This window comes from Gemmatimonadaceae bacterium, from assembly GCA_019637355.1.
GTDB lineage: Bacteria > Gemmatimonadota > Gemmatimonadetes > Gemmatimonadales > Gemmatimonadaceae > Pseudogemmatithrix.
This window is the reverse complement of sequence record JAHBVT010000001.1, coordinates 2649685-2669205: the sequence shown is the minus strand read 5'-3', so window position 1 is coordinate 2669205 and position 19521 is coordinate 2649685. Positions and strand designations below refer to the sequence as shown.

Genomic DNA, 19521 nt, shown 5'->3' with positions numbered 1-19521 from the left:
GCCTAGGCGCGGCACGAGCCCCGTGCAGCTTCCGTCTTCCGTCTTATCTAGAACTCAATCTGCGTCCCCAGTTCCACCACGCGATTCGGCGGGAGCTGGAAGTAGTGCGTTGCGCTGCGGGCGTTCCGTGCCATCACCGCATAGAGCTTCTTGCGGAAGATGTTCATCGACAGCCCGCCCTTGCGCCACGGGCCGCTGCGCGCGATGAGCTCCTCGCGGCCGAGGAAGTAGCTGGTGTCCAGCGGGCGCGCGGCGATGCCGGCGTCGCGGCAGCGCTGCAGGATCTCCTTCACGTCGGGGCCTTCCATAAACCCATAGGTCCCGATGACGCGGAAGAAGCCGTGGCCCAGCGCCTCGATGCTCACGCGGTCGTGGCGATCCGTCTCCGGCACGTCGGCGGTGCGGATGGACATCAGGATGACGGTCTCGTGCAGCACCTTGTTGTGCTTGAGGTGGTGGAGCAGCACCACCGGCACGCCCTGGACCTCGGAGGTCATAAAGACGGCCGTGCCCGGCACGCGCGTGCGCGGGTTCTCGCCGATGTCGGCGAGGAAAGTCTCCATCGGAAACGAGATGTCCTGCATCCGCTCGGTGAGGATGGCCCGCCCGCGCTTCCAGGTGGTCATCAACGTGAAGATTCCGATGGCGATGACGATCGGGACCCAGCCGCCGTGCACGAACTTGAGTGCGCTGGCGCCGAACAGCGCCAAGTCGATGCTCATAAAGAAGCCGAAGAACAGCCAGGCCTTCCACGGTGCCCAATTCCAGCGGCGCAGCGCGATGATGAAGTACAGCGTAGTTGCCAACACGAAGGTGCCCGTGACGGCGATGCCATAGGCGGCGGCCAGCGACGCCGAGGACCTGAAGCCGAGCACCATCACGAGGCAACCGACCATCAGCGCGTTGTTGATCTCAGGGATGTAGATCTGCCCGAACTCGCGCGCCGAGGTGTGCGTGATCGTCATCCGCGGCGAGTAGCCGAGCTGGATGCACTGCTGCGAGAGCGAGAAGGCGCCCGAGATCATCGCTTGCGAGGCGATGATGGTGGCAATCGTCGCCAGCGCGATCAGCGGATACAGCATCACGCGCGGCGCCAGCAGGAAGAATGGATTCTCGACGGCCGCGGCGTCACGGAGGATCAAGGCGCCCTGGCCGAAGTAGTTGAGCAGCAGCGCCGGCAAGGTCATCACGAACCACGCGAGGCGGATCGGCCGCTTGCCGAAGTGGCCCATATCGGCGTAGAGCGCTTCGGCGCCGGTCACGACGAGCACGACGGCGCCGAGCACCAGGAAGCCCGCGGTGCCATTGGCCAGGAAGAAGCGCACCGCGTGCCAAGGGTTGAGCGCGGCGAGGATGCCCGGATGCTTGACGACCTCGACGGTACCGAGGGTGGCGAGCGTGGCGAACCAGACGAAGGTGATCGGACCGAAGAGCGCCCCCACCTTGGCGGTCCCGAAGCGCTGGCCGAGAAACAGGGCGACTAGGATCACGATGGCCAGCGGGACGACCGCGGGCTGGAAGCGTGGCGAGACGACCGTGAGGCCCTCCATCGCCGAGACCACGGAAATGGCCGGCGTGATCATTCCGTCGCCGTAGAGTAGCGCGGCGCCCATCAGGCCGAGCGCGATGACGAAGAAGCGGCGCTTGCGGTTGCTTGGCTCCTGCTGGAGCAGCAGGGCGAGCATCGCGAGGATGCCGCCCTCGCCGCGATTGTCGGCCCTCAGGATGAAGACGATGTATTTGACCGTCACCACCAACAGCAGGGCCCAGACAATCAGCGAGAGGATGCCGTAGACGTTCTCCGGCGTCGGCAGGAGTCCGTATTCGGGACTGAAGCACTCCCGCAGCGCGTAGAGCGGGCTGGTCCCGATATCGCCGTACACGACGCCGAGGGCGCCGAGGGACAGGATCGCGAGACGCTTCCCCGTAGGGTTGGCCTCAACGTGGTGTCGTTCGGGTGGCTTGTACTCGGCGGTCATCCGCACCGACGGCTTCGGTTCGGGCGCTGCCTGAGAGTCTTGGTCCGGCATATGGGGAGGGGCCGGTCCGGCGCCCCGGGGGAGTGCAGCGGGCTGGGCGCGCCGAGAGTCGGCGCGCTCCGCGACGTGGGCTGCCCGCGCCGCGTCAGGGAATGTATGGCGTGCCCCACGCGATGCAAACGAAGCGGGCGATGCGCTCTGCACATCGCCCGCTTCGCCGTGCAGTTATATAGGAAAGGCGAATCGCTACTCGTAGCGCAGCGCGACGATCGGATCCATCACCGCCGCGCGACGGGCCGGGTACACGCCGAACACGAGCCCGACGAAGGCCGAGAAGCCGAAGGCGAGCATCACCGACGATGTGCCGACTTCGGTGTTCCAGCCGAGGAACTTGGTGAAGGCATAGGCTCCGCCGGCTCCCACCGCGATGCCCAGCGCGCCGCCGACGAGGCAGAGCACGATGGCCTCGATCAGGAACTGGAAGAGGATGTTGATGCGCGTCGCGCCCAAGGCCTTCCGGATGCCGATCTCGCGCGTGCGCTCGGTGACCGACACCAGCATAATGTTCATAATGCCGATGCCGCCGACGAGCAGCGACACGGCGGCGATGCCGGCCAGCAGCATCGAGAACACCTGCGTGGTCTCGCCGAGGGTGTTGAGGAAGTCGGCCTGGTTGCGGATCTGGAAGTCGTCCGGGCGCTCGGGCCGCAGCTTGTGCTCGCGGCGCAGGATGCGCTGGATGTCGGCCATCGTCTCCGGGATCAGCGCCTCGCTGGGCGCGAGGACGGAGATGGAGCGCAGGCGGTTGCTGCCCATCACGCGGAAGCGGGCCGTCTGGATGGGGATGAGGATCTGGTCGTCGGGGTTGTTGAACGGCGAGGCCTGCCCCTTGGACTTGTAGGCGCCGACGACGAGGAACTGGATGCCGCGGATGCGGATGTTTTCGCCGACGATGCCGTCGGCGCTCTGCAGGCCGAGGTTCTGCCACACCGAGGGCCCGACGACGGCCACGCGCTGGCGGCTGGCGTCTTCGCCCTCGGTGAAGAAGCGTCCTGACTCCAACTCGTACTTGCGGACTTCGGGATAGTTGGCCGAGGTACCGACCACCGAGGTGCCGGCGTTCTTGTTGACGAACTGCACCTGCAGATTGGACGCCATCTCGGGCTGCACCGCCGCGAGCACGGTGCCGCGATCGCGGAGCGCCTGGGCGTCCTCGAGCGTGAGGCGCGTGCGCACGTCGAAGGACATCACGCCGCCGGAGCGGGCCTGGCCCGGCGAGACGGTGAGCAGCGTCGTGCCGAGCGAGGCGATGCGCTCGTTGACGGCGCTCTGGGCGCCGCGGCCGAGGGCGACCACGGCGATGACCGCGGACACGCCGATCACGATGCCGAGCATCGTGAGCAGCGAGCGCAGCTTATTGGCCCGGAGCGCCCCGAGGGCGACGCGAATGGTTTCGCCGAAGAGCATAGATCAACGACCCGGCGGACGGGCGCCGCCGGCGCCGCCGCCCAGCGGCGAGGAGCCGCCGGTCATCGCGCGCATCCGGTCCTGGTTCTCCTGGCGCTGCATCTGCAACGCGGCGGCGCTGAGCAGGGCGACCTGGTCGCCTTCCTCGAGGCCGGAGAGCACTTCAGTGAAGTCGTAGTCGGCGACGCCGAGGCGGACGACGCGGGCTTCCCAGCTGTTCTCGCCGCGCTTGACGAAGACGAGCCCGGTGCGCGAGCCCGCGCGGCCGGCATTGCGAGCGCCGTTGGCGCCCTGCTGGGCACCCGGCGCCGCGAGCGCACGCGGGCCCGAGCGAGCGGGCGTGGGCGTGCCAGCGGCGGCCGGCGCGGCATTGCCGCCGGACGGCGCCGGGCCGGCGCCAGGCTGGCCACCCTGGTTCTGCGTCCGCACGACGCAGGCACGGGCCACCTGCTGGTCCACGCCGAGTTCGCCGTAGGCCGTGCGGATGGAGCCCATCAGCGCCATCCGGTCGGCGTTGGGGTCGCGCATCTGGCCCTGCAGCGAGTCGATGCGCGCCGCCACTGCCGGCTTGGCGGTGCGGGCATCGGTCACGGCCTTGCACTGGGCGTCGGTCACGGTCGGGAGTTGCATTCCCTGGCCGCCCTGACGTCCCTGCTGCGAGAAGTCGGCGAAGCCGGGGCGTGCGGCACCGGCGTTGGGGCCGGCCGGACGCGCGCCGCCCTGCATTCCATTGGGCATTCCGCCGGCCATACCGCCACCACCCATCCCGCCCATCGCGTTGCGCAACTGGGCCTGGATGGTGTCGGGGCTGATGCCGAGGATGGCCGCAGCCTGCGTAGCCTCGCGGACGGAGCGGATGGCTTCATTCGGCACCGCGACGACGTTCTCGCGGCGATCGGAGATGATGCTCACCTCACCGTTCATCCCGGGCAGGAGCAGGCCTTCGCGGTTCTCGAGCGAGACGAGCACGGGGAACATCGTCACGTTCTGCTGGACGACGGCCTGGGGTTCGATCTTCTCGACCACGCCGCGGAAGGGGCGGTCGGGGAAGGCGTCGACGATGACGGTGGCTTCCTGGCCGGCCATCACGCGGCCGATGTCGGTTTCATTGACCAGCGCGCGGGCCCGGACCTTGGTGAGGTCGGCCATCTTCACGATGGTCGTGCCGCCACCGACGGCCTGCGTGCCGGACTGAATGACCTGGCCCAGCGCTACGGGCTTCTCGATGATGGTGCCGGTCACGGGCGCGACGACGCGGGCATCCTCGAGGCGCTGCTGCGCGAGGTCGAGGTTGGTGCGGGCGCGGACGATGTTCGCCAGCGCGTTCTGGTACGTGAGGCCGGCCTGCTCGTTCTCCTGCGCCGTGATGATCTGCGAACGGAAGAGCTCGTCGGAGCGCCGCTTGTTCTGCTCGGCCACGGCGAGGGAGGCCTCGGACGACTGGAGGTCGGCCTTGGCCTGGTCGAACTGGTTCTGCACGTCCCGCGTGTCGAGCTGGACGATCAGCGCGCCCGGGCGGACGAGGTTGCCCGTCTCGACGGGCATCTCGACGATCTGGCCGGAGGCGCGGGACTTCACCTCGACGACGTTGATCGGTTCGATGATGCCGGTGGCTTCGGCCTGCACGACGATCGTGCGGCGCTCCACGGCGGCGGTGGAGATGCGAAGCGGGGCGGCGGCCTTCTTGCCGCAGGCGGCGACGAGGCCGAGAGCGGCGAGAGCGGCGAGGGTGAGGCGGCGGGGAGACACAGGAACCTCTGGAAGGGACGGATGACGGATGACGGATGCTGCGGGACGGCTCACCGAGCCGCCCCGCCGTTCTACTGCAGGTCGCGGCCGATGAGGGCCTCGATCTGCGCCTTGGCCGTGCGCGCATCGAGGCGCGCCTGGATGAGGTCGCGGCGCGCCTGGTCGAGCGTGGTCTGCGAGTTGAGGACGTCGAGCAGCGTGGAGGCGCCGAGCGAGTAGCGCTCCTGCTGCACGCGGAGGTCTTCCTCGCCGGCGGCGACGCTGGCGAGCTGGATCTCGACGCGGGCCTCGGCGGTGCGGAAGGCACCGAGCTGCTGCACCATCAACTGGCGCGCATTGAGGCGCGCGTCGCGAAGCTGCACTTCGGCGTTGTCCTCGGCGACCGCGGCGGCGACGACCTGCTGCTCGCGGTTGAGGTTGTTGAAGATCGGGAAGCTGATGTTCAGCGAGGTCTGGACGTTGCGGTTGCGGCTGTCGCCGGTGAAGCGGAAGCCCGAATCGGCGGCGGCGTAGCTCCAGCCCATTCCCATCGAGAGCGTGGGGAGGTAGGGCGTCTTGGCGGCGCGCGAGGACTGGCGGGCGGCGGCGTACTGCGCCTGGGCCTGGCGGACGGCCGGGCCCTGCTCGGCGGCCGCGAAGAGCTCGAGGTCGCTGTCGCGGATGGTGCCCGTCTCCGCCGTGTCGGACGGCGTGGCGGTCACGATGTAGGTCGTGCCGACGAGGCGCGAGAGCGCGGCGTTGGCGGTGGCGAGGTTGTTCTCGGCCTGCAGGATGGCGAGGCGGGCGTTGCCGACCTGGATGCTGGTGCGCAGGGAGTCGGAGCGCGTGGCGGCGCCGGCCTGCACGCGGGCGGTGGAGGCGCGCAGCTGCTGCTCGGCCTGCTCGAGCTGCTTCTGGGCGGCGGCACGCTGCTCACGGGCGGCGAGTACGCCGTAGTACTGCTGCTTCACCTGGAGGGCGACGTTGAATGACTGCGAGACCTCGGTGGCCTCGGCGGCGTCGACGTTGGCGCGGGCCGACTGCAGCTCGAAGTAGCGGCGGCCGCCGTCGAAGAGCTCGAGGTTGGAATTGAAGCGATGCGAGCCGCGCCAGGGCTGGTCGGTGGAGACCACCGTATTGAAGTCGGGCACGAAGCGCGAGCCTTCCTGGCGCGAGACGCCGGCGCCGAAGGAGAAGTTCGGGAGGAAGGCCGCGTAGCGCGAGCGCACCTGCGCCGCGTTGGTGCGGATGGCGTTGCGCGCCTGCACGGCGGCGGGCGCGTTGCGCCGCGCGAGCCGCACGGCCTCATCAAGCGAAATCGGCCGCGCATCCTGCGCGGCCAAGGTCGCCGGCAGGATGGTGAACGCTGCCAGCAAGGTCGCTACCACCTTCATTGCCGCCTCTCCTGTCTCCGCGCGTCTTCGCGTTCGCGGAGAATCTGGTCATATGTGGCCTGCTGCCCGGGAGTGAGCAGCTGCCGAATCCGTTGGCGTGCGAGCGTCCCGAGCGAGTCCAACTGCGGCCGCACGGGGGCCATCACGCTGTCGTACTGGCGGTTCCGTTCGTCGAGGATGCTATCGAGCTGCGCGCGCTGCGTCGCATCCATCCCGAGGTCATCGGCCAAGCGCGTCCGCATCGCCCGGGGGTCGTTCCATTGCCGTTCCAGGCGCTCGCGCTGCAGCGTCCGGTCCGTCACGATCCCGATCGCGGCCCCAGCCCCGAGGGCCGCGATGAAGAACGCCACGGCGTAGCCATTGGTTCGACGCATCGTTCCCGCCGTTCGTTAGTGGTCCGTAACGGCGCGCAGGGTTGCCTGTCGGTCAGGCACCAGTCCGCGCCGGGCGAAGGTCTGCTGCACCTCGGCCGGGGCGACGATCAGCGATTCGTAGGCCATCCGGCGCTCGAGGGCCCGCTCGCGCAGGAACACCGACGCCGCCACGATGAGCACCATTCCGGCGGCCATCAGGCCCACCTGGTACGCGCGCTCGGAGAGCACCCACCAGGCGCCTTCGCTGCGGCCGCGCTCGATGCGCGCGAGGATGCGCTGCTCGAACCCGTCCCAGTACGCGGCGTCGGACGGCGGCGCCACGATGGCACGCAGTTCGCGCGTGAGCTCGTCGTCACGGACGAGCTGGGGTCCACTGTTGAATTCAGTCATACTTGCCTCAGGGCGCCAAGGACTTGGCGCAGTTGGGATCGTGCGTAATGGAGGTCGGAGCGCGCCGTCCCTTCCGGGATGTCGAGCATCTTGCCGATCTCCGCGTGCTTGTAGCCTTCCACGTCGTGCAGCAGGATGACGGCCCGCTGCCGTTCGGGAAGCGTCTCCAGCGCCGAGAGCAGGCGCTGGCGGAGTTCCCCCTTCTCGGCGGGATCCCGGAACGGCGACGCGACCGTCTCGGGCAGTTCATCAGCATCACGGACCTTGCGCCGCCGCGTGACATCGAGTGCCGCGTTGGCGACGATGCGGTGCAGCCACGCCCCGAAGGCCTGGTCCGGGAGAAAGCGATCGATCGCCCGGTAGGCGTGCAGGAAGGCCTCCTGCACCGCATCCTCCGCGTCCTCGTGGTTGATCACGATGGCGCGGGCGACGGCATACGCCCGGCGCTGGTGGCGATGCACGAGTTCCGAGAACGCCGCCTGCTCGCCGCGCTGGGCGGCGAGCACAAGGCCCTTCTCGTCCGCCGGCCGTTCAGTCACGGTCCGGCGGCTCGGCGCCGCTCCCCAGGGGAGGGCGATGCTGGTCATTGGATACGCTCAGTGTTCACGCCCTCCTGTACGCGGCTGGGGTCTGAGGCGTTGGACAGGCAAGGGGGGTCAAGCGTTACACGCCAGCGCCGCCGCCCTGGGCCGCCGTGCCCTCGAGCCCGAGCAGGGCGGCACGGTCGCGCAGGGCCTGGATCACAAACGCGATGTGCTCCTCCAGCGGCACGCCGAGCTCGGCGGCGCCCTCGGTGACGTCCGCACGGCTGACGCCACGGGCGAAGGCCTTGTCCTTCATCCGCTTCTTGACCGACGAGGCCTCGAGATCGAGCACGCTTCGCGACGGCCGCACCAGCGCGGCGGCGGTGATGAGCCCGCAGAGCTCGTCGACGGCGAAGAGAGCCTTGGCCATCCGCGTCTCCCGCGCGACGCCGGTGTAGCGTGCGTGGCCGAGGATGGCCTGGAGGATGGGTTCCGGGTAGCCGAGGCTGCGCAGGTGGCGTACGCCCTCGCTGGGGTGCTCGGCGTCGGCGGCGTGGGCCTCGTTCGGGTAACGCTCGTAATCGAAATCGTGGAGCAGTCCGGTGAGGCCCCAGGCCTGCTCGTCTTCGCCGAAGTGGCGGGCGTAGGCGAGCATTGCGCCCTCGACGGCGAGCATATGCTTGCGGAGGGAGTCGCTGGCGGTCCAGGCCTCCATCAGGGCGAGGGCGTCGGCGCGGGCGGGCAGGGCGGAGTCGGACATTCTCTGGATTGGCGCGAGGGAGGAACGGGGACGGGCCGGTCGCGTGGCGACCGGCCCGTCCCTACGACGCTTTCAATATCAACCGCCGTCCGGTCGTGCGCGACTAGGGGCGGCCGCCGGCCCTAGTCCGCGGTGCAAACGCCCGGTCGAAGTCGCGCTGTTGGTTCTGGAGGATGGTCTTCGCGGCGGCGTGCTTGTCCTCGGGAATCAACGCCAGGGCCCGCTCGGCGTCGGCCTCGCGCAGGCCCGCGATGCCGCGGGCCGTCTCGTTCATAATGGCCGTGGTGGCCCGGCCTTCGAGCGTGCCGGACTGGTTGGTGTTGTTGTTCGCACGAGCCACCGTCCGCGCAGAATCGAAGGTGGCCAGCGCGGGCTCGTTGCGCTTGTCGATCTCGTCGGCGAGTTCGCGTAGCGCGGCGAGGGCGGTCTCGTCGAGGCCGAGGCGGCGCCGGTTGTCAATCAGCTCGGCGGCCACGTTGCCCATCGACTTCACGCGATTGGCCGTGGGCACGTTGAATGGCGGGACGGTGGTGTTGGGCTGGCCGCGGTTGCCGCTCGTGGTGTTCGCGCGCTGGGCGTCGGCGCTCGCGGGGAGCGCAAGCGCGAGAGCGGTCGCCGCCAAGGCGACGTGAGTGAGACGCATAACGTGTTCCTTCCGGGGTGGGGGGGGGACCAGAGGAGTGTCTGAACGTTGCACGCATCGGCCCGCGGAAGCGAGGGGTGCGGGAGAAACGGTCAGGAAAGTCCTGACCTAGCCTCCGCGAACTGCTGACTGCAGGTTCGGTCAGGACGCGCCAAAATAGGACGTTGGTTTGCCCGACTTCCCACCCCCGTGGAGCCTCCTGATGAGTACGCACCTCGAGACCTTCTCCTACGATGACGACATCGTCCGCAAGTTCCTGTGGGCGACCATCATCTGGGGCATCGTCGGTTTCACCGTCGGCCTGCTGATCGCGCTGCAGCTGGCGAACCCCTGGTTCAACTTCGACATCTCCTGGCTGTCCTTCGGGCGACTGCGCCCGCTGCATACCAACGCGGTGATCTTCGCGTTCGCGGGCAACGCGATCTTCACCGGCGCCTACTACTCCACCCAGCGACTGCTCAAGACGCGGATGTTCTCCGACGGCTTGAGCAAGTTCCATTTCTGGGGCTGGCAGGCGATCATCGTCGCCGCGGCGCTGACGCTGCCGCTTGGCTTCACGCAGGCCAAGGAGTACGCGGAGCTGGAGTGGCCGATCGATCTGGCCATCGCCGTGGTGTGGGTGGCCTTCGCGATCAACTTCTTCGGCACCATCGCGCGGCGCCGCGAGCGCCACATCTACGTGGCGATCTGGTTCTACATCGCGTCCATCGTGACGGTCGCGATCCTGCACATCTTCAACAATCTGAGCGTCCCGGCCGGCTGGCTGAAGAGCTACTCGCTCTACGCCGGCGTGCAGGACGCCTTTATGCAGTGGTGGTACGGGCACAACGCCGTCGCGTTCTTCCTGACGACGCCCTTCCTCGGCCTGATGTACTACTTCATGCCGAAGGCCGCCGAGCGACCGGTGTTCTCGTACAAGCTGTCGATCCTGCACTTCTGGTCGCTGGTGTTCCTGTACATCTGGGCGGGCCCGCACCACCTGCACTACACTGCGCTGCCGGACTGGGCGAGCACGCTGGGAATGCTGTTCTCGGTGATGCTGTGGATGCCGAGCTGGGGCGGGATGGTGAACGGCCTGCTGACGCTGCGCGGCGCCTGGCACAAGGTGACGGAAGAGCCGGTGCTCAAGTTCTTCGTCGTGGCGATCACGGCCTACGGGATGAGCACCTTCGAAGGCCCGATGCTCTCGGTGAAGAGCGTCAACGCACTGGCGCACTACACCGACTGGATCATCGCGCACGTGCACACCGGTGCACTCGGATGGAACGGCCTGCTGACCTTCGGTATGGTCTACTGGCTGGCGCCGCGGCTGTTCCAGACGCCGCTGTATTCCAAGAAGCTGGCTGAGCTGCACTTCTGGATCGCGACCTTCGGCATCCTGCTCTACGTGGCCAGCATCTACTCGGCCGGCATCACGCAGGGGCTGATGTGGCGCGCCTTCGACGAGACGGGCCGCCTGGCGTACCCCGACTTCGTCGAGACGGTGATGCAGCTGATGCCGATGTACTGGGTGCGCGTGGCTGGTGGCACGCTGTACATCGCGGGCTCGCTGATCTTCCTGTACAACATCTACAAGACGTGGCAGGCGCGGCCGGCTGCCTACGAGGTGCCCGAGGTGTCGGCACCGGCGCTGGCCAAGCCCTATGTGCCGCACGCCGCTCCGGCGGGCGAAGGCGCGTTCGCCCGCTTCACCGGAATGGGCTGGCACCGCCGCTGGGAGGGGCTGCCGCTGCTCTTCACGGTGATGACCGTGCTCGCGGTGGTGGTGGCCTCGCTGGCGGAGATCATCCCGACCTTCCTGATCAAGAGCAACGTACCGACCATCGCCAGCGTGAAGCCATACACGCCGCTTGAGCTCGCCGGACGCGACCTCTACATCAAGGAAGGCTGCTTTAACTGCCATTCGCAGATGGTGCGCCCGTTGCGCTACGAGACGGAACGCTTCGGCGAGTACTCGAAGCCGGGCGAGTTCGTGTACGACCATCCGTTCCTGTGGGGCTCGCGTCGCATCGGACCGGACCTCGCGCGCATCGGCGGAAAGTATCCGGACCTGTGGCACATCCGGCACTTCGCCGAGCCCAAGAGCTTGGTGGCCAACTCGATTATGCCCGTGTACGCGCATCTCGAGCGGCGCGAGTTGGACTTCGACGGCATCCAGCGTCGCGTGGACGCGATGGTGATGCTGGGCGTGCCGTATGGCGAGGCGGTCCGCAACGCCCCGGCGATGGCGCGGGCGCAGGCCGAGCAGATGGCGGCCGGCATCGAAGCCAGCGGCGGCCCGAGCGGCTTGGCCGATAAGGAGGTCATCGCGCTGGTGGCCTATCTGCAGCGCCTGGGCCGCGACATCCAGACACCCACGGGTACCGCGAGTGCGGCGGGGGGCTCGGCCCCGGGAGCGACGCCGTGAAGCTCACCGACGTGATGAGCGCCTCCGGGCTCTCGATGTACGCCATCGTCGCGCTGCTGCTGTTCGTGGCGGCTTTCGTGATGGTGGTGGCGATGATCCTCGCACCGGGCAGCGCCGAGCGGATGCGCGCGGCGGCCCAGTTGCCCCTCGACGACGACACACGGTCCCCGGGGACCGGGAGCAGCAATGGCTGACCAATCCGACGACAAGCTCCTCGATCACTCGTACGACGGGATCCAGGAGTACGACAACCCGATGCCCCGCTGGTGGGTGTGGGTGTTCTGGGCGACGATCGTGTTCAGCGTGGCGTACTACTTCCTGCCGTCGCCGTTCGGCGAGGGGCCGGGGATGATCGCCGAGTATGAGGCCAGCGTGGCGAAGGCCGCGGCGGCACAGCCGCAGCAGGTGGCGGCCGGCCCCACCGACGACGAGTTGCGGCAGTTGGTGACGAACCGCGCCGCGCTGGCCGACGGCAAGGCGGTGTACGATGCCAACTGCGCGGCCTGCCACCGCGCCGACGGTGGTGGTCTCATCGGCCCCAACCTCACCGACGATGCGTGGATCCACGGCGGGTCGCCGACGCAGGTGCACCACACCATCGCGGTGGGGGTACTGGCCAAGGGGATGCCGCCCTGGGAGCGCATCCTGCGCCCGGAGCAGCTCAACAACGTGACGGCCTACGTGCTGTCGCTGCAGGGCACGAACCCACCCAACCCCAAGGCTCCTGAAGGGCCCACGGGAGGCTCGTGAGCGCACCCGCAGCACGCGGGCGCGTACTCGCGACGCTCAACGAGGACGGCTCGCGCCGCTGGATCCGCCCCAAGCCCTCTGCGGGCAAGTGGCTGATCCGGCGGCAGGTGGTGGCGTATGCCTTGATGGTGTTCTACCTGGCGTTCCCGCACCTGCGCTGGAACGACAAGCCGTGGATGCTGCTCGACCTGCCGCGGCGCGAGTTCACGTTCTTCGGCACGACGTTCCTGCCGACGGACACGCTGCTGCTGATGCTGCTGTTCGTCAGCGTGCTGGTGCTGATCTTCCTGCTCACGGCCCTGTTCGGCCGCGTGTGGTGCGGCTGGGCCTGTCCGCAGACGGTGTGGATGGAGTTCCTGTTCCGGCCGATCGAGCGGGTGATCGAGGGCGGCTACGCGCAGTCGCGCGCGCTGGACAAGGACCGCAGGCACTTCACGCCGCGCCGATTGCTCAAGTACGCTGTCTATGGCGTCCTGGCGGTGCTGCTGGGGAACACGTTCCTGGCCTACTTCGTGGGCACGGAGTCGCTGCTGCGCTGGGTGACGCAGTCGCCGGTGCAGCACCCGACGCCATTCCTCGTGATGGCGGTGGTGTCGCTGGGCGTGTTCCTCGACTTCACCTGGTTCCGCGAGCAGACCTGCCTCGTGGCCTGTCCGTACGGGCGCTGGCAGTCGGCGCTGCTGGACAAACAATCGGTGATTGTGGCCTACGATGCCGCGCGCGGCGAGCCGCGCGGCCACGGCACGGGGGCGCGTCCCGGGCTCGGCGACTGCGTCGCCTGCAACGCCTGCGTGAACACCTGCCCCACCGGCATCGACATCCGCGACGGGCTGCAGATGGAGTGCATCCACTGCACGCAGTGCGCCGACGCCTGCGACGCGATTATGGAGAAGGTCGGCAAGCCCGCGGGGCTCATTCGCTACAGCTCGCAGGACGCGCTGGCGGGACGTCCGCCCAAGATCCTGCGGGCGCGCACGGTGCTGTACCCGCTCGCCTTCGTCGCGTTCTTCGGGGCCTTCCTGCTGGCGCTGGCCACCAAGTCTGCGGCCGACGTGACGTTGCTCGGGCCGATCGGGGCGCCGTTCACACGCGAGGCCGACGGCCGCGTGGTCAACCAGGTGCGCATCAAGGTGGCCAACCGCACGCGCGCGACGCAGCAGTACCACATCGCATACCTCGACGAACCCGGCGCGACGCTCATCGCACCCGAGAACCCGCTGCGCGTGAACGCCGGCGAGACGGTGACCACCTCGGTGTTCGTGATGCAGGGCGCGGAGCGCTTCGTGAGCGGCGAGCGTCGCGTGCGCTTCCGCATCGACGACGGCGGCAAGTACTCGCGCGAGTTCTCGTGGCGCCTTCCCGGCCCCGTGTGGGGCACCCAACCCCCGGAGCAACGATGAAGCGCGGATGGCAATGGCCCGTGTTGGTGACCCTCGCCTTGGCATTCACGGTGGGCGTGAACGTGGTGATGCTCTTCGCGTCGTCGCGCGATCCCAACGGCACCGTGGTGGAGCCGGACTACTACCGCAAGGCGGTGGAGTGGGACCGCACGATGGCGCGGCGCGCGGCGAGTGCGGCGCTGGGCTGGTCGGCAGAGGCATCGCTCGGCGCGTCGGCTGAGGCCGGGCGTGAACTGCGCGTGACGCTCGCGGACCGCGACGGCGTGCCGATCGCCGATGCCGACGTGCACGTGACGCTGATCCACAACCGCGAAGCCTCGACGCCGCTGCAGGTACAACTCGCGGCGCTTGGTGCCGGCGCGTACTCGGCGCCGGCGGTGGCGGCGCGCGGCGGCTTGTGGGAAGTGCGCATCACCGCGCGGCGCGGCAGCGAGCGCTTCGAGGACACGCAGCACACCGAGGCGCCGTGATCGCGCTGGCCAGCTCCGTGTTCGTCGCCGGACTGCTCGGCAGCGCACACTGCGCCGGGATGTGCGGGAGCTTCGCTTGCCTCGCCTCCGGTGGCGATGCCTCCGGCGGGCGACGTGCGCTGCGCTCGACGGCGGCGTACAACGGCGGCCGTCTGCTCTCGTACGCGCTGCTGGGCGCGCTGGCCGGAGCGGCCGGTGCGGGGCTCAATCGCGCCGGTGCGGTGGCGGGATGGGCGAGACCGGCGGCGGTGGTCGCGGGCATCTTGCTTATTCTCTGGGGATTGGCGTCGCTCGCCGCGGCGCTGGGACTGCGCATCCCGCTGCTTGATGTGCCGCCCGCCTTGGCCACGCGCGTCGCCAAGGCGGTGCGCGCGGTGCAGGAGCGGCCGCCGGCCCTGCGCGCGCTGGCAATCGGCGCGCTGTCCGCCGCGCTGCCCTGTGGCTGGCTCTATGCCTTCGTCGCGACGTCGGCGGCGGCGGGCTCCGCGCTGGGCGGCGCGACGGTGATGGCGGCGTTCTGGCTGGGGACGCTGCCGCTGATGGCGGCCGTCGGACTCGGTGCGCAGCGCCTGCTCGGCCGCTTCCGCACGCGCCTGCCGGTGGTGACGGCCAGCGTGCTCGTGATCCTTGGCGTGCTGACCGTGGCCGGACGGCTGACGGTGACGCCTTCGCATTCCCACGCGGCCGAACCCGCCGCCAGCGCCGAGCACGATGGGCACGACGCTCACGACTGAGCTCACGCTCGAGGCGCCGGCCGCGCTGCGTTGCGCCCACTGCGGGCTCGAGGCGTCCACCGGCGACGCGCGCACGGTGGACGGCGCGACGTACTGCTGCGCCGGCTGCGAGACGGCATCGAGCATCATTCGCCAGAGCGGGCTGGGTGGGTTCTACGCGCTGCCAGAACGCCGCCCTTCGCGTGTGTCGCCGAGCGGCCGCAGCTATGCCGAATTCGACCACGAGGCCTTCCAGGCGGCGCACGTGCGGCAGGGCGCCGATGGCCTCGCCGAGGTGACGGTGTACCTCGAAGGCGTGCACTGCGCGTCCTGCGTGTGGCTGGTGGAGCGGGTGCCGATGATCGTGCCCGGCGCGGTGCGCGCCGAGCTCGACGTGACGCGTGGCGTGGCGCGCTTGGCTTGGGACCCGCGCGCCGTGACGCTGAGCGCGCTCGCGCAGGCGCTGGACCGGCTCGGCTACCCGCCGCACGCCTTCCGCGGCCTGCGCGCCGACGAAGCGCGCCGCGCCGAGGAACGCGCGATGCTCACGCGCATCGGCGTCGCGGGGGCGATCGCCGGCAACGTGATGACGATCGCGCTGGCGCTGTACAGCGGCGTGTTCAGCGGGATGGAGCGCGAGTTCGAGCGCTACTTCCGCTGGCTGAGCTTCGTGCTGGTGACGCCGGGCCTGCTGTGGCCGGGTCGCGTGTTCTTCACGAGTGCGTGGCAGGCGCTGTCCAACCGCCGCCTGCATATGGACGTGCCGATCGCGCTGGCGTTGGCGGTGGGCTACGTGCAGGGCGCAATCAACACCTGGCGCGACTCCGGGCCGATCTACTTCGATGCCGTCGGCACGCTGATCTTCCTGCTCTTGCTCGGGCGCTACCTGCAGCACCGCGCCCAGCGCGGCGCCGCGGACTCGGCGGCCCTGCTCGGCGCGCTGGCGCCGGCCACCGCGCGCATCGTGGATGGCGACAGCGTGCGCGAAGTCCCGTCGGAGGCGGTGCTGCCGGGAATGCTGCTCGACGTGCGCGCCGGCGATACGCTGGCCGCCGACGGCCGCGTGCTGCGGGGCAGCAGCGCGTTGGACCTCGCGCTGCTTACGGGCGAATCGCGGCCGGTCACGGTGACTGCGGGCGACCAAGTGTTCGCCGGCACGGTGAACCTGTCGGCGCCGCTGCGCGTGCAGGTGGAGCAAGCCGGCATCAGCAGCCGCCTGGGACGCCTGCTGCGCGACGTCGAGGAAGGCGCGCGCGAGCGGCCGCCGGTGGTGCTGCTGGCCGACCGCATCGCCGGATACTTCATCGCCGTGATCCTGACGCTCGCGGCGGTGACGGCGGGCCTCTGGTGGCAGCGCGACGTGTACTTTGCCATCGACAATGCCATCGCGCTGCTCGTGGTGACCTGCCCCTGCGCACTGGCGATTGCGACGCCGCTGGCGTTCACCGTGTCGGTGGGGCGCGCGGCCGCGCGCGGGATGCTCATCAAGGGCGCGCACGCGCTGGAGACGCTCACCGGACGCGGCACGGTGTTCCTGGACAAGACGGGTACGCTCACCGAAGGACGGATGCGGCTTGAGGCCTATGACGGCCCCGCAGACGTGCGTGCGCTGGTGCTGGCGCTGGAGCGGCACTCGCGGCATCCGGTGGCGGCGGCATTCGCTGAGGCGTGGAGCGACGTCGCTGCGCCCGAGGCGATTGACGTGAGCGAAACGCTCGGCGGCGGGTTGCGCGGCGTGGTGGGCGGCCGCGAGGTGCTCGTTGGCCGGCCGAACTGGGTGGCGGCTGAGCTCAGCGCGGCGGCTAAGCTCAGCGGTGCAGGGGAGCGGTGCGCCGCGCAGATGTCTGTAGGCGCGGGGCTTCGCGAACTCCCGCCGCAACTGACACCCGTGGACATCGCAGTGGACGGCGTGCTCGTGGCACGCGCGGGCTTTGGCGATCCGCTGCGCGGCACGGCGCGCGCGATGGTCGAAGGCCTGCAGCGCAGCGGTTGGCAGCTGCGCCTGCTCAGCGGCGACGCGCCAGCGGTGGTGCAGTCGGTGGCGGCGGAGCTGGGCATTCCCGCATCGCAGGCGGAAGGCGGCGCGACGCCGGAGCGCAAGCGCGAGGCCATCGCGGCGGCGCGCGAGGCGGGCACGGTGGTGATGGTCGGTGACGGCGTGAACGACGCGGCGGCGATCGCGGCGGCGACGGTGGGCATCGCGGTGCGCGGCGGGGCCGAGGCCTCGATGGCGGCGGCCGACGTGTATCTGGGCCGCGGCGGCATCGACTCGCTGCCGGAGCTCTTCGACGGTGCGCGGCGCACGACGTCGGTGATCCACCGCAATATGGCCGTGGCCTTGGGCTATAATGCGATTGCGGTGGTGATGGCGATGATGGGTATCATCGACCCGCTGTTTGCGGCCGTGCTGATGCCGCTGGGCTCCGTGACGGTGATCCTGGCGACGTGGCGGGCGCGGACGTTCCCCCGGGAGGCCCGATGAGCGTGCTGTTCCTGCTGGTGCCCTTGGCGATCCTGCTGGTGGCGATCTTCGTCGGCGCCTACGTGTGGAGTTCGCGCTCGGGGCAGTTTGACGACCTCACCACGCCGGCGATGCGGGCGGTGCACGACGACGACGCGGTCACGCCGCCTCGCCCGCCGCGCGAAGCGCGTTGACGATCACGGCGACGTCGATCGCCTCCTGCAGCAGGGCGCCGACCGTCGGCGGGATGTAACCCAGCGCCGCGACGACCATCGCCGCGCCGGAGAGCGCCAGGCCCGCCGCGATGCTCTGCCGCGCGATGCGTACGGTGCGCTGCCCGATGGCCACGGCGTCGGCCACGCGCGTGACGTCGTCGGCGAGCAGCACCACGCCCGCCGCCTCGGCCGAGATGCCGCCACCGTGCGCGGCCAGCGCCACGCCCACCGTGGCCGCCGAGAGCGCCGGCGCGTCGTTGGTGCCATCGCCGACCATCACGACGCGATGGCCAGCCGCCTCGAGTGCGCGCACGGCCTCGACTTTGTCCTGCGGCAGGAGGTCGCCGCGGGCCTCGGTGATGCCCACCTGTGCGGCGATGGGCGCGACGTTGGCGGTGTGGTCACCGGAGAGCAGCACACTGCGTGCGACGCCGAGCGCGCGCAGGCGCGCGAACATCGGTGCGAGGTCGTCGCGGACGCGGTCGGCGTAGGCGACGGTTCCCAGCGCACGGTCGTCGGCGGCCACGTAGGCGCGCAGTCCGCTCGCGCCCGCGTGGAGCGTGTCGAGCGCGGCGGCGGCTTCTGGGTGCTGCGCACGCACCAGCGCGTGTGAGCCGATCGTCACCCGACGGCCCTCGACCTCGCCCTGCACGCCTTGGCCCGGCGTCTCGACCACGTTGCGCGCCGTCGGGATGCTGAGGCCGCGCTGATGCGCCGCCTCGACGGTGGAGCGCGCGAGCAGATGTCCGCTGCCGACCTCGATCGCCGCCGCGAGCCGCAGCAGCTCGCCGGCATCGCCTCCGGGCGGCACGAGCACGTCGGAGACCGCCGGCCGCCCGATGGTCAGCGTGCCGGTCTTGTCGAACACGGCGGTGTCCACGCGGGCGAGCAGCTCCAACGCCGAGCCGTTGCGCACGACGATCTGCCGCCGCGCCGCGCGGTTGATGCCGCCGATCACCGCCACCGGCGTGGCGAGGATGAGCGGGCAGGGGGTCGCGACGACCAGCACGGCGAGCACGCGCGTGGCGTCGCCGGAGAGCAGCCAGGCGATGACGCAGACGACGATCGTGAGCGGCGTGAACCACACCGCCCAGCGGTCGGCGAGGCGCTGGATGGGCGACTTCTCGGCCTGCGCCGTGCGCACCAGCTCGACGATGCGCGCGTACAGCGATTCGCGCGCCGGCGCGGTGACGCGCAGCAGCAGCGGACCCTCGAGGTTCACCACGCCCGACTGTACGGCGGCGCCGATCTGCACGCGCTGCGGCAGCGGTTCACCGGTCAGCCGTGACGTGTCGAGCGAGCTGTTGCCCTCGAGCACGACGGCGTCGCAGGGCAGCATCTCGCCGGGCCGCACGAGGATGCGGTCGCCGACCTGCACTTCTTCGGCCGCGACGTCCTCGGTGCGGGAGCTGTCCTCGCCAGGGACGCGGTGCGCGATGCGCGGCGCGGCCGCCTCCAACTCGCGCACGGCCGCCGAGGCGCGGCCCTCGGCGTAGCGCTCGAGCAACTCGCCGCCGGTCTGCATCAGCACGATCACGAGGCCGGCCACCGGCTGGAACAGCGCGATGGCGGTGACGATGGCCAGCATCGCGACGACGTCGGCGGCGAAGTGGCCGCGCAGCATCCCGCGCAGCGTGCGCCAGGCGACCGGCGCGCCGAGGATGACGAGCGCCGCGTAGTGCAGCCAGAATGCAAGCGTCGGCTCCACCGCGAGGTACAGCGCCCCGCCCACGATCAGGGCGAGCAGCGCGAGTGCAGGCGCGCGGGCCGCGCTCAGCGGAAACGGCAGCGCCCCGACCCGCGTGGCGGGATCGGGGCGCTGGAGTGCGGGCTGGCTGCCCGTCAC

18 protein-coding genes are annotated in these 19521 nt (G+C 70.0%); 8 read left to right on the top strand and 10 right to left on the bottom strand.

Features of this window, described 5'->3' with window-relative positions:
• Window positions 1–47 precede the first annotated feature (47 nt).
• The 9 genes from KF689_12225 to KF689_12185 all read right to left on the bottom strand — a co-directional run bounded on the left by KF689_12225 (window position 48) and on the right by KF689_12185 (window position 9259).
• Window positions 48–1979, bottom strand: coding sequence for a potassium transporter Kup (locus KF689_12225; GenBank protein ID MBX3134138.1), 1932 nt, complete (start codon window positions 1977–1979; stop codon window positions 48–50).
• Between the two features lie 246 nt (window positions 1980–2225).
• Window positions 2226–3446, bottom strand: coding sequence for an ABC transporter permease (locus KF689_12220; protein MBX3134137.1), 1221 nt, complete (start codon window positions 3444–3446; stop codon window positions 2226–2228).
• A 3-nt stretch (window positions 3447–3449) separates the two neighbouring features.
• Window positions 3450–5195: an efflux RND transporter periplasmic adaptor subunit gene (locus KF689_12215; protein MBX3134136.1), complete on the bottom strand. Its 1746-nt coding sequence runs from the start codon at window positions 5193–5195 to the stop codon at window positions 3450–3452.
• Window positions 5196–5266: 71 nt separating this feature from the next.
• Window positions 5267–6568, bottom strand: a complete 1302-nt coding sequence (locus tag KF689_12210; protein ID MBX3134135.1) for a TolC family protein — start codon at window positions 6566–6568, stop codon at window positions 5267–5269.
• Window positions 6565–6942: a hypothetical protein gene (locus KF689_12205; GenBank protein MBX3134134.1), complete on the bottom strand. Its 378-nt coding sequence runs from the start codon at window positions 6940–6942 to the stop codon at window positions 6565–6567. The genes KF689_12210 and KF689_12205 overlap by 4 nt, the downstream gene beginning before the upstream one ends.
• A 15-nt stretch (window positions 6943–6957) precedes the next feature.
• On the bottom strand, window positions 6958–7332 hold the full coding sequence (locus KF689_12200; GenBank protein ID MBX3134133.1) for a hypothetical protein: 375 nt from the start codon (window positions 7330–7332) through the stop codon (window positions 6958–6960).
• The gene (locus tag KF689_12195) at window positions 7329–7919 is read right to left on the bottom strand and encodes a sigma-70 family RNA polymerase sigma factor (protein MBX3134132.1); all 591 of its coding nucleotides are present in this window, start codon (window positions 7917–7919) and stop codon (window positions 7329–7331) included. The genes KF689_12200 and KF689_12195 overlap by 4 nt, the downstream gene beginning before the upstream one ends.
• A gap of 76 nt (window positions 7920–7995) precedes the next feature.
• On the bottom strand, window positions 7996–8616 hold the full coding sequence (locus KF689_12190) for an HDIG domain-containing protein (protein ID MBX3134131.1): 621 nt from the start codon (window positions 8614–8616) through the stop codon (window positions 7996–7998).
• A gap of 103 nt (window positions 8617–8719) precedes the next feature.
• A complete protein-coding gene (locus tag KF689_12185; GenBank protein MBX3134130.1) occupies window positions 8720–9259 on the bottom strand; it encodes a hypothetical protein in 540 nt (179 codons plus the stop codon).
• Window positions 9260–9461: 202 nt separating this feature from the next.
• On the opposite strand from KF689_12185, the gene ccoN reads away from it, so the two are divergent.
• The 8 genes from ccoN to ccoS are packed head-to-tail and all read left to right on the top strand — an operon-like array spanning window position 9462 to window position 17654.
• Window positions 9462–11666, top strand: coding sequence for a cytochrome-c oxidase, cbb3-type subunit I (gene ccoN, locus KF689_12180; GenBank protein ID MBX3134129.1), 2205 nt, complete (start codon window positions 9462–9464; stop codon window positions 11664–11666).
• Entirely contained in the window at window positions 11663–11860 is a 198-nt protein-coding gene (locus KF689_12175; protein MBX3134128.1) for a cbb3-type cytochrome c oxidase subunit 3, read from the top strand. The genes ccoN and KF689_12175 overlap by 4 nt, the downstream gene beginning before the upstream one ends.
• Window positions 11853–12416, top strand: coding sequence for a c-type cytochrome (locus tag KF689_12170; protein ID MBX3134127.1), 564 nt, complete (start codon window positions 11853–11855; stop codon window positions 12414–12416). Before KF689_12175 ends, KF689_12170 begins: the two co-directional genes overlap by 8 nt.
• Window positions 12413–13816 carry a cytochrome c oxidase accessory protein CcoG gene (ccoG, locus tag KF689_12165; protein ID MBX3134126.1) on the top strand — a complete coding sequence of 468 codons (1404 nt, stop codon included), beginning with the start codon at window positions 12413–12415 and terminating at the stop codon, window positions 13814–13816. The genes KF689_12170 and ccoG overlap by 4 nt, the downstream gene beginning before the upstream one ends.
• On the top strand, window positions 13813–14286 hold the full coding sequence (locus tag KF689_12160) for a FixH family protein (protein ID MBX3134125.1): 474 nt from the start codon (window positions 13813–13815) through the stop codon (window positions 14284–14286). The genes ccoG and KF689_12160 overlap by 4 nt, the downstream gene beginning before the upstream one ends.
• Window positions 14283–15020 carry a sulfite exporter TauE/SafE family protein gene (locus tag KF689_12155; protein ID MBX3134124.1) on the top strand — a complete coding sequence of 246 codons (738 nt, stop codon included), beginning with the start codon at window positions 14283–14285 and terminating at the stop codon, window positions 15018–15020. The genes KF689_12160 and KF689_12155 overlap by 4 nt, the downstream gene beginning before the upstream one ends.
• Window positions 14998–17481 carry a heavy metal translocating P-type ATPase gene (locus tag KF689_12150; protein ID MBX3134123.1) on the top strand — a complete coding sequence of 828 codons (2484 nt, stop codon included), beginning with the start codon at window positions 14998–15000 and terminating at the stop codon, window positions 17479–17481. Before KF689_12155 ends, KF689_12150 begins: the two co-directional genes overlap by 23 nt.
• Complete coding sequence (gene ccoS, locus KF689_12145) at window positions 17478–17654, top strand: cbb3-type cytochrome oxidase assembly protein CcoS (GenBank protein MBX3134122.1); 177 nt, start codon at window positions 17478–17480, stop codon at window positions 17652–17654. The genes KF689_12150 and ccoS overlap by 4 nt, the downstream gene beginning before the upstream one ends.
• Here the strand turns inward: ccoS and KF689_12140 are convergent.
• Window positions 17620–19521 (bottom strand): heavy metal translocating P-type ATPase, encoded by a 1902-nt coding sequence (locus tag KF689_12140; protein MBX3134121.1) that lies wholly within the window; start codon window positions 19519–19521, stop codon window positions 17620–17622. The genes ccoS and KF689_12140 overlap by 35 nt on opposite strands.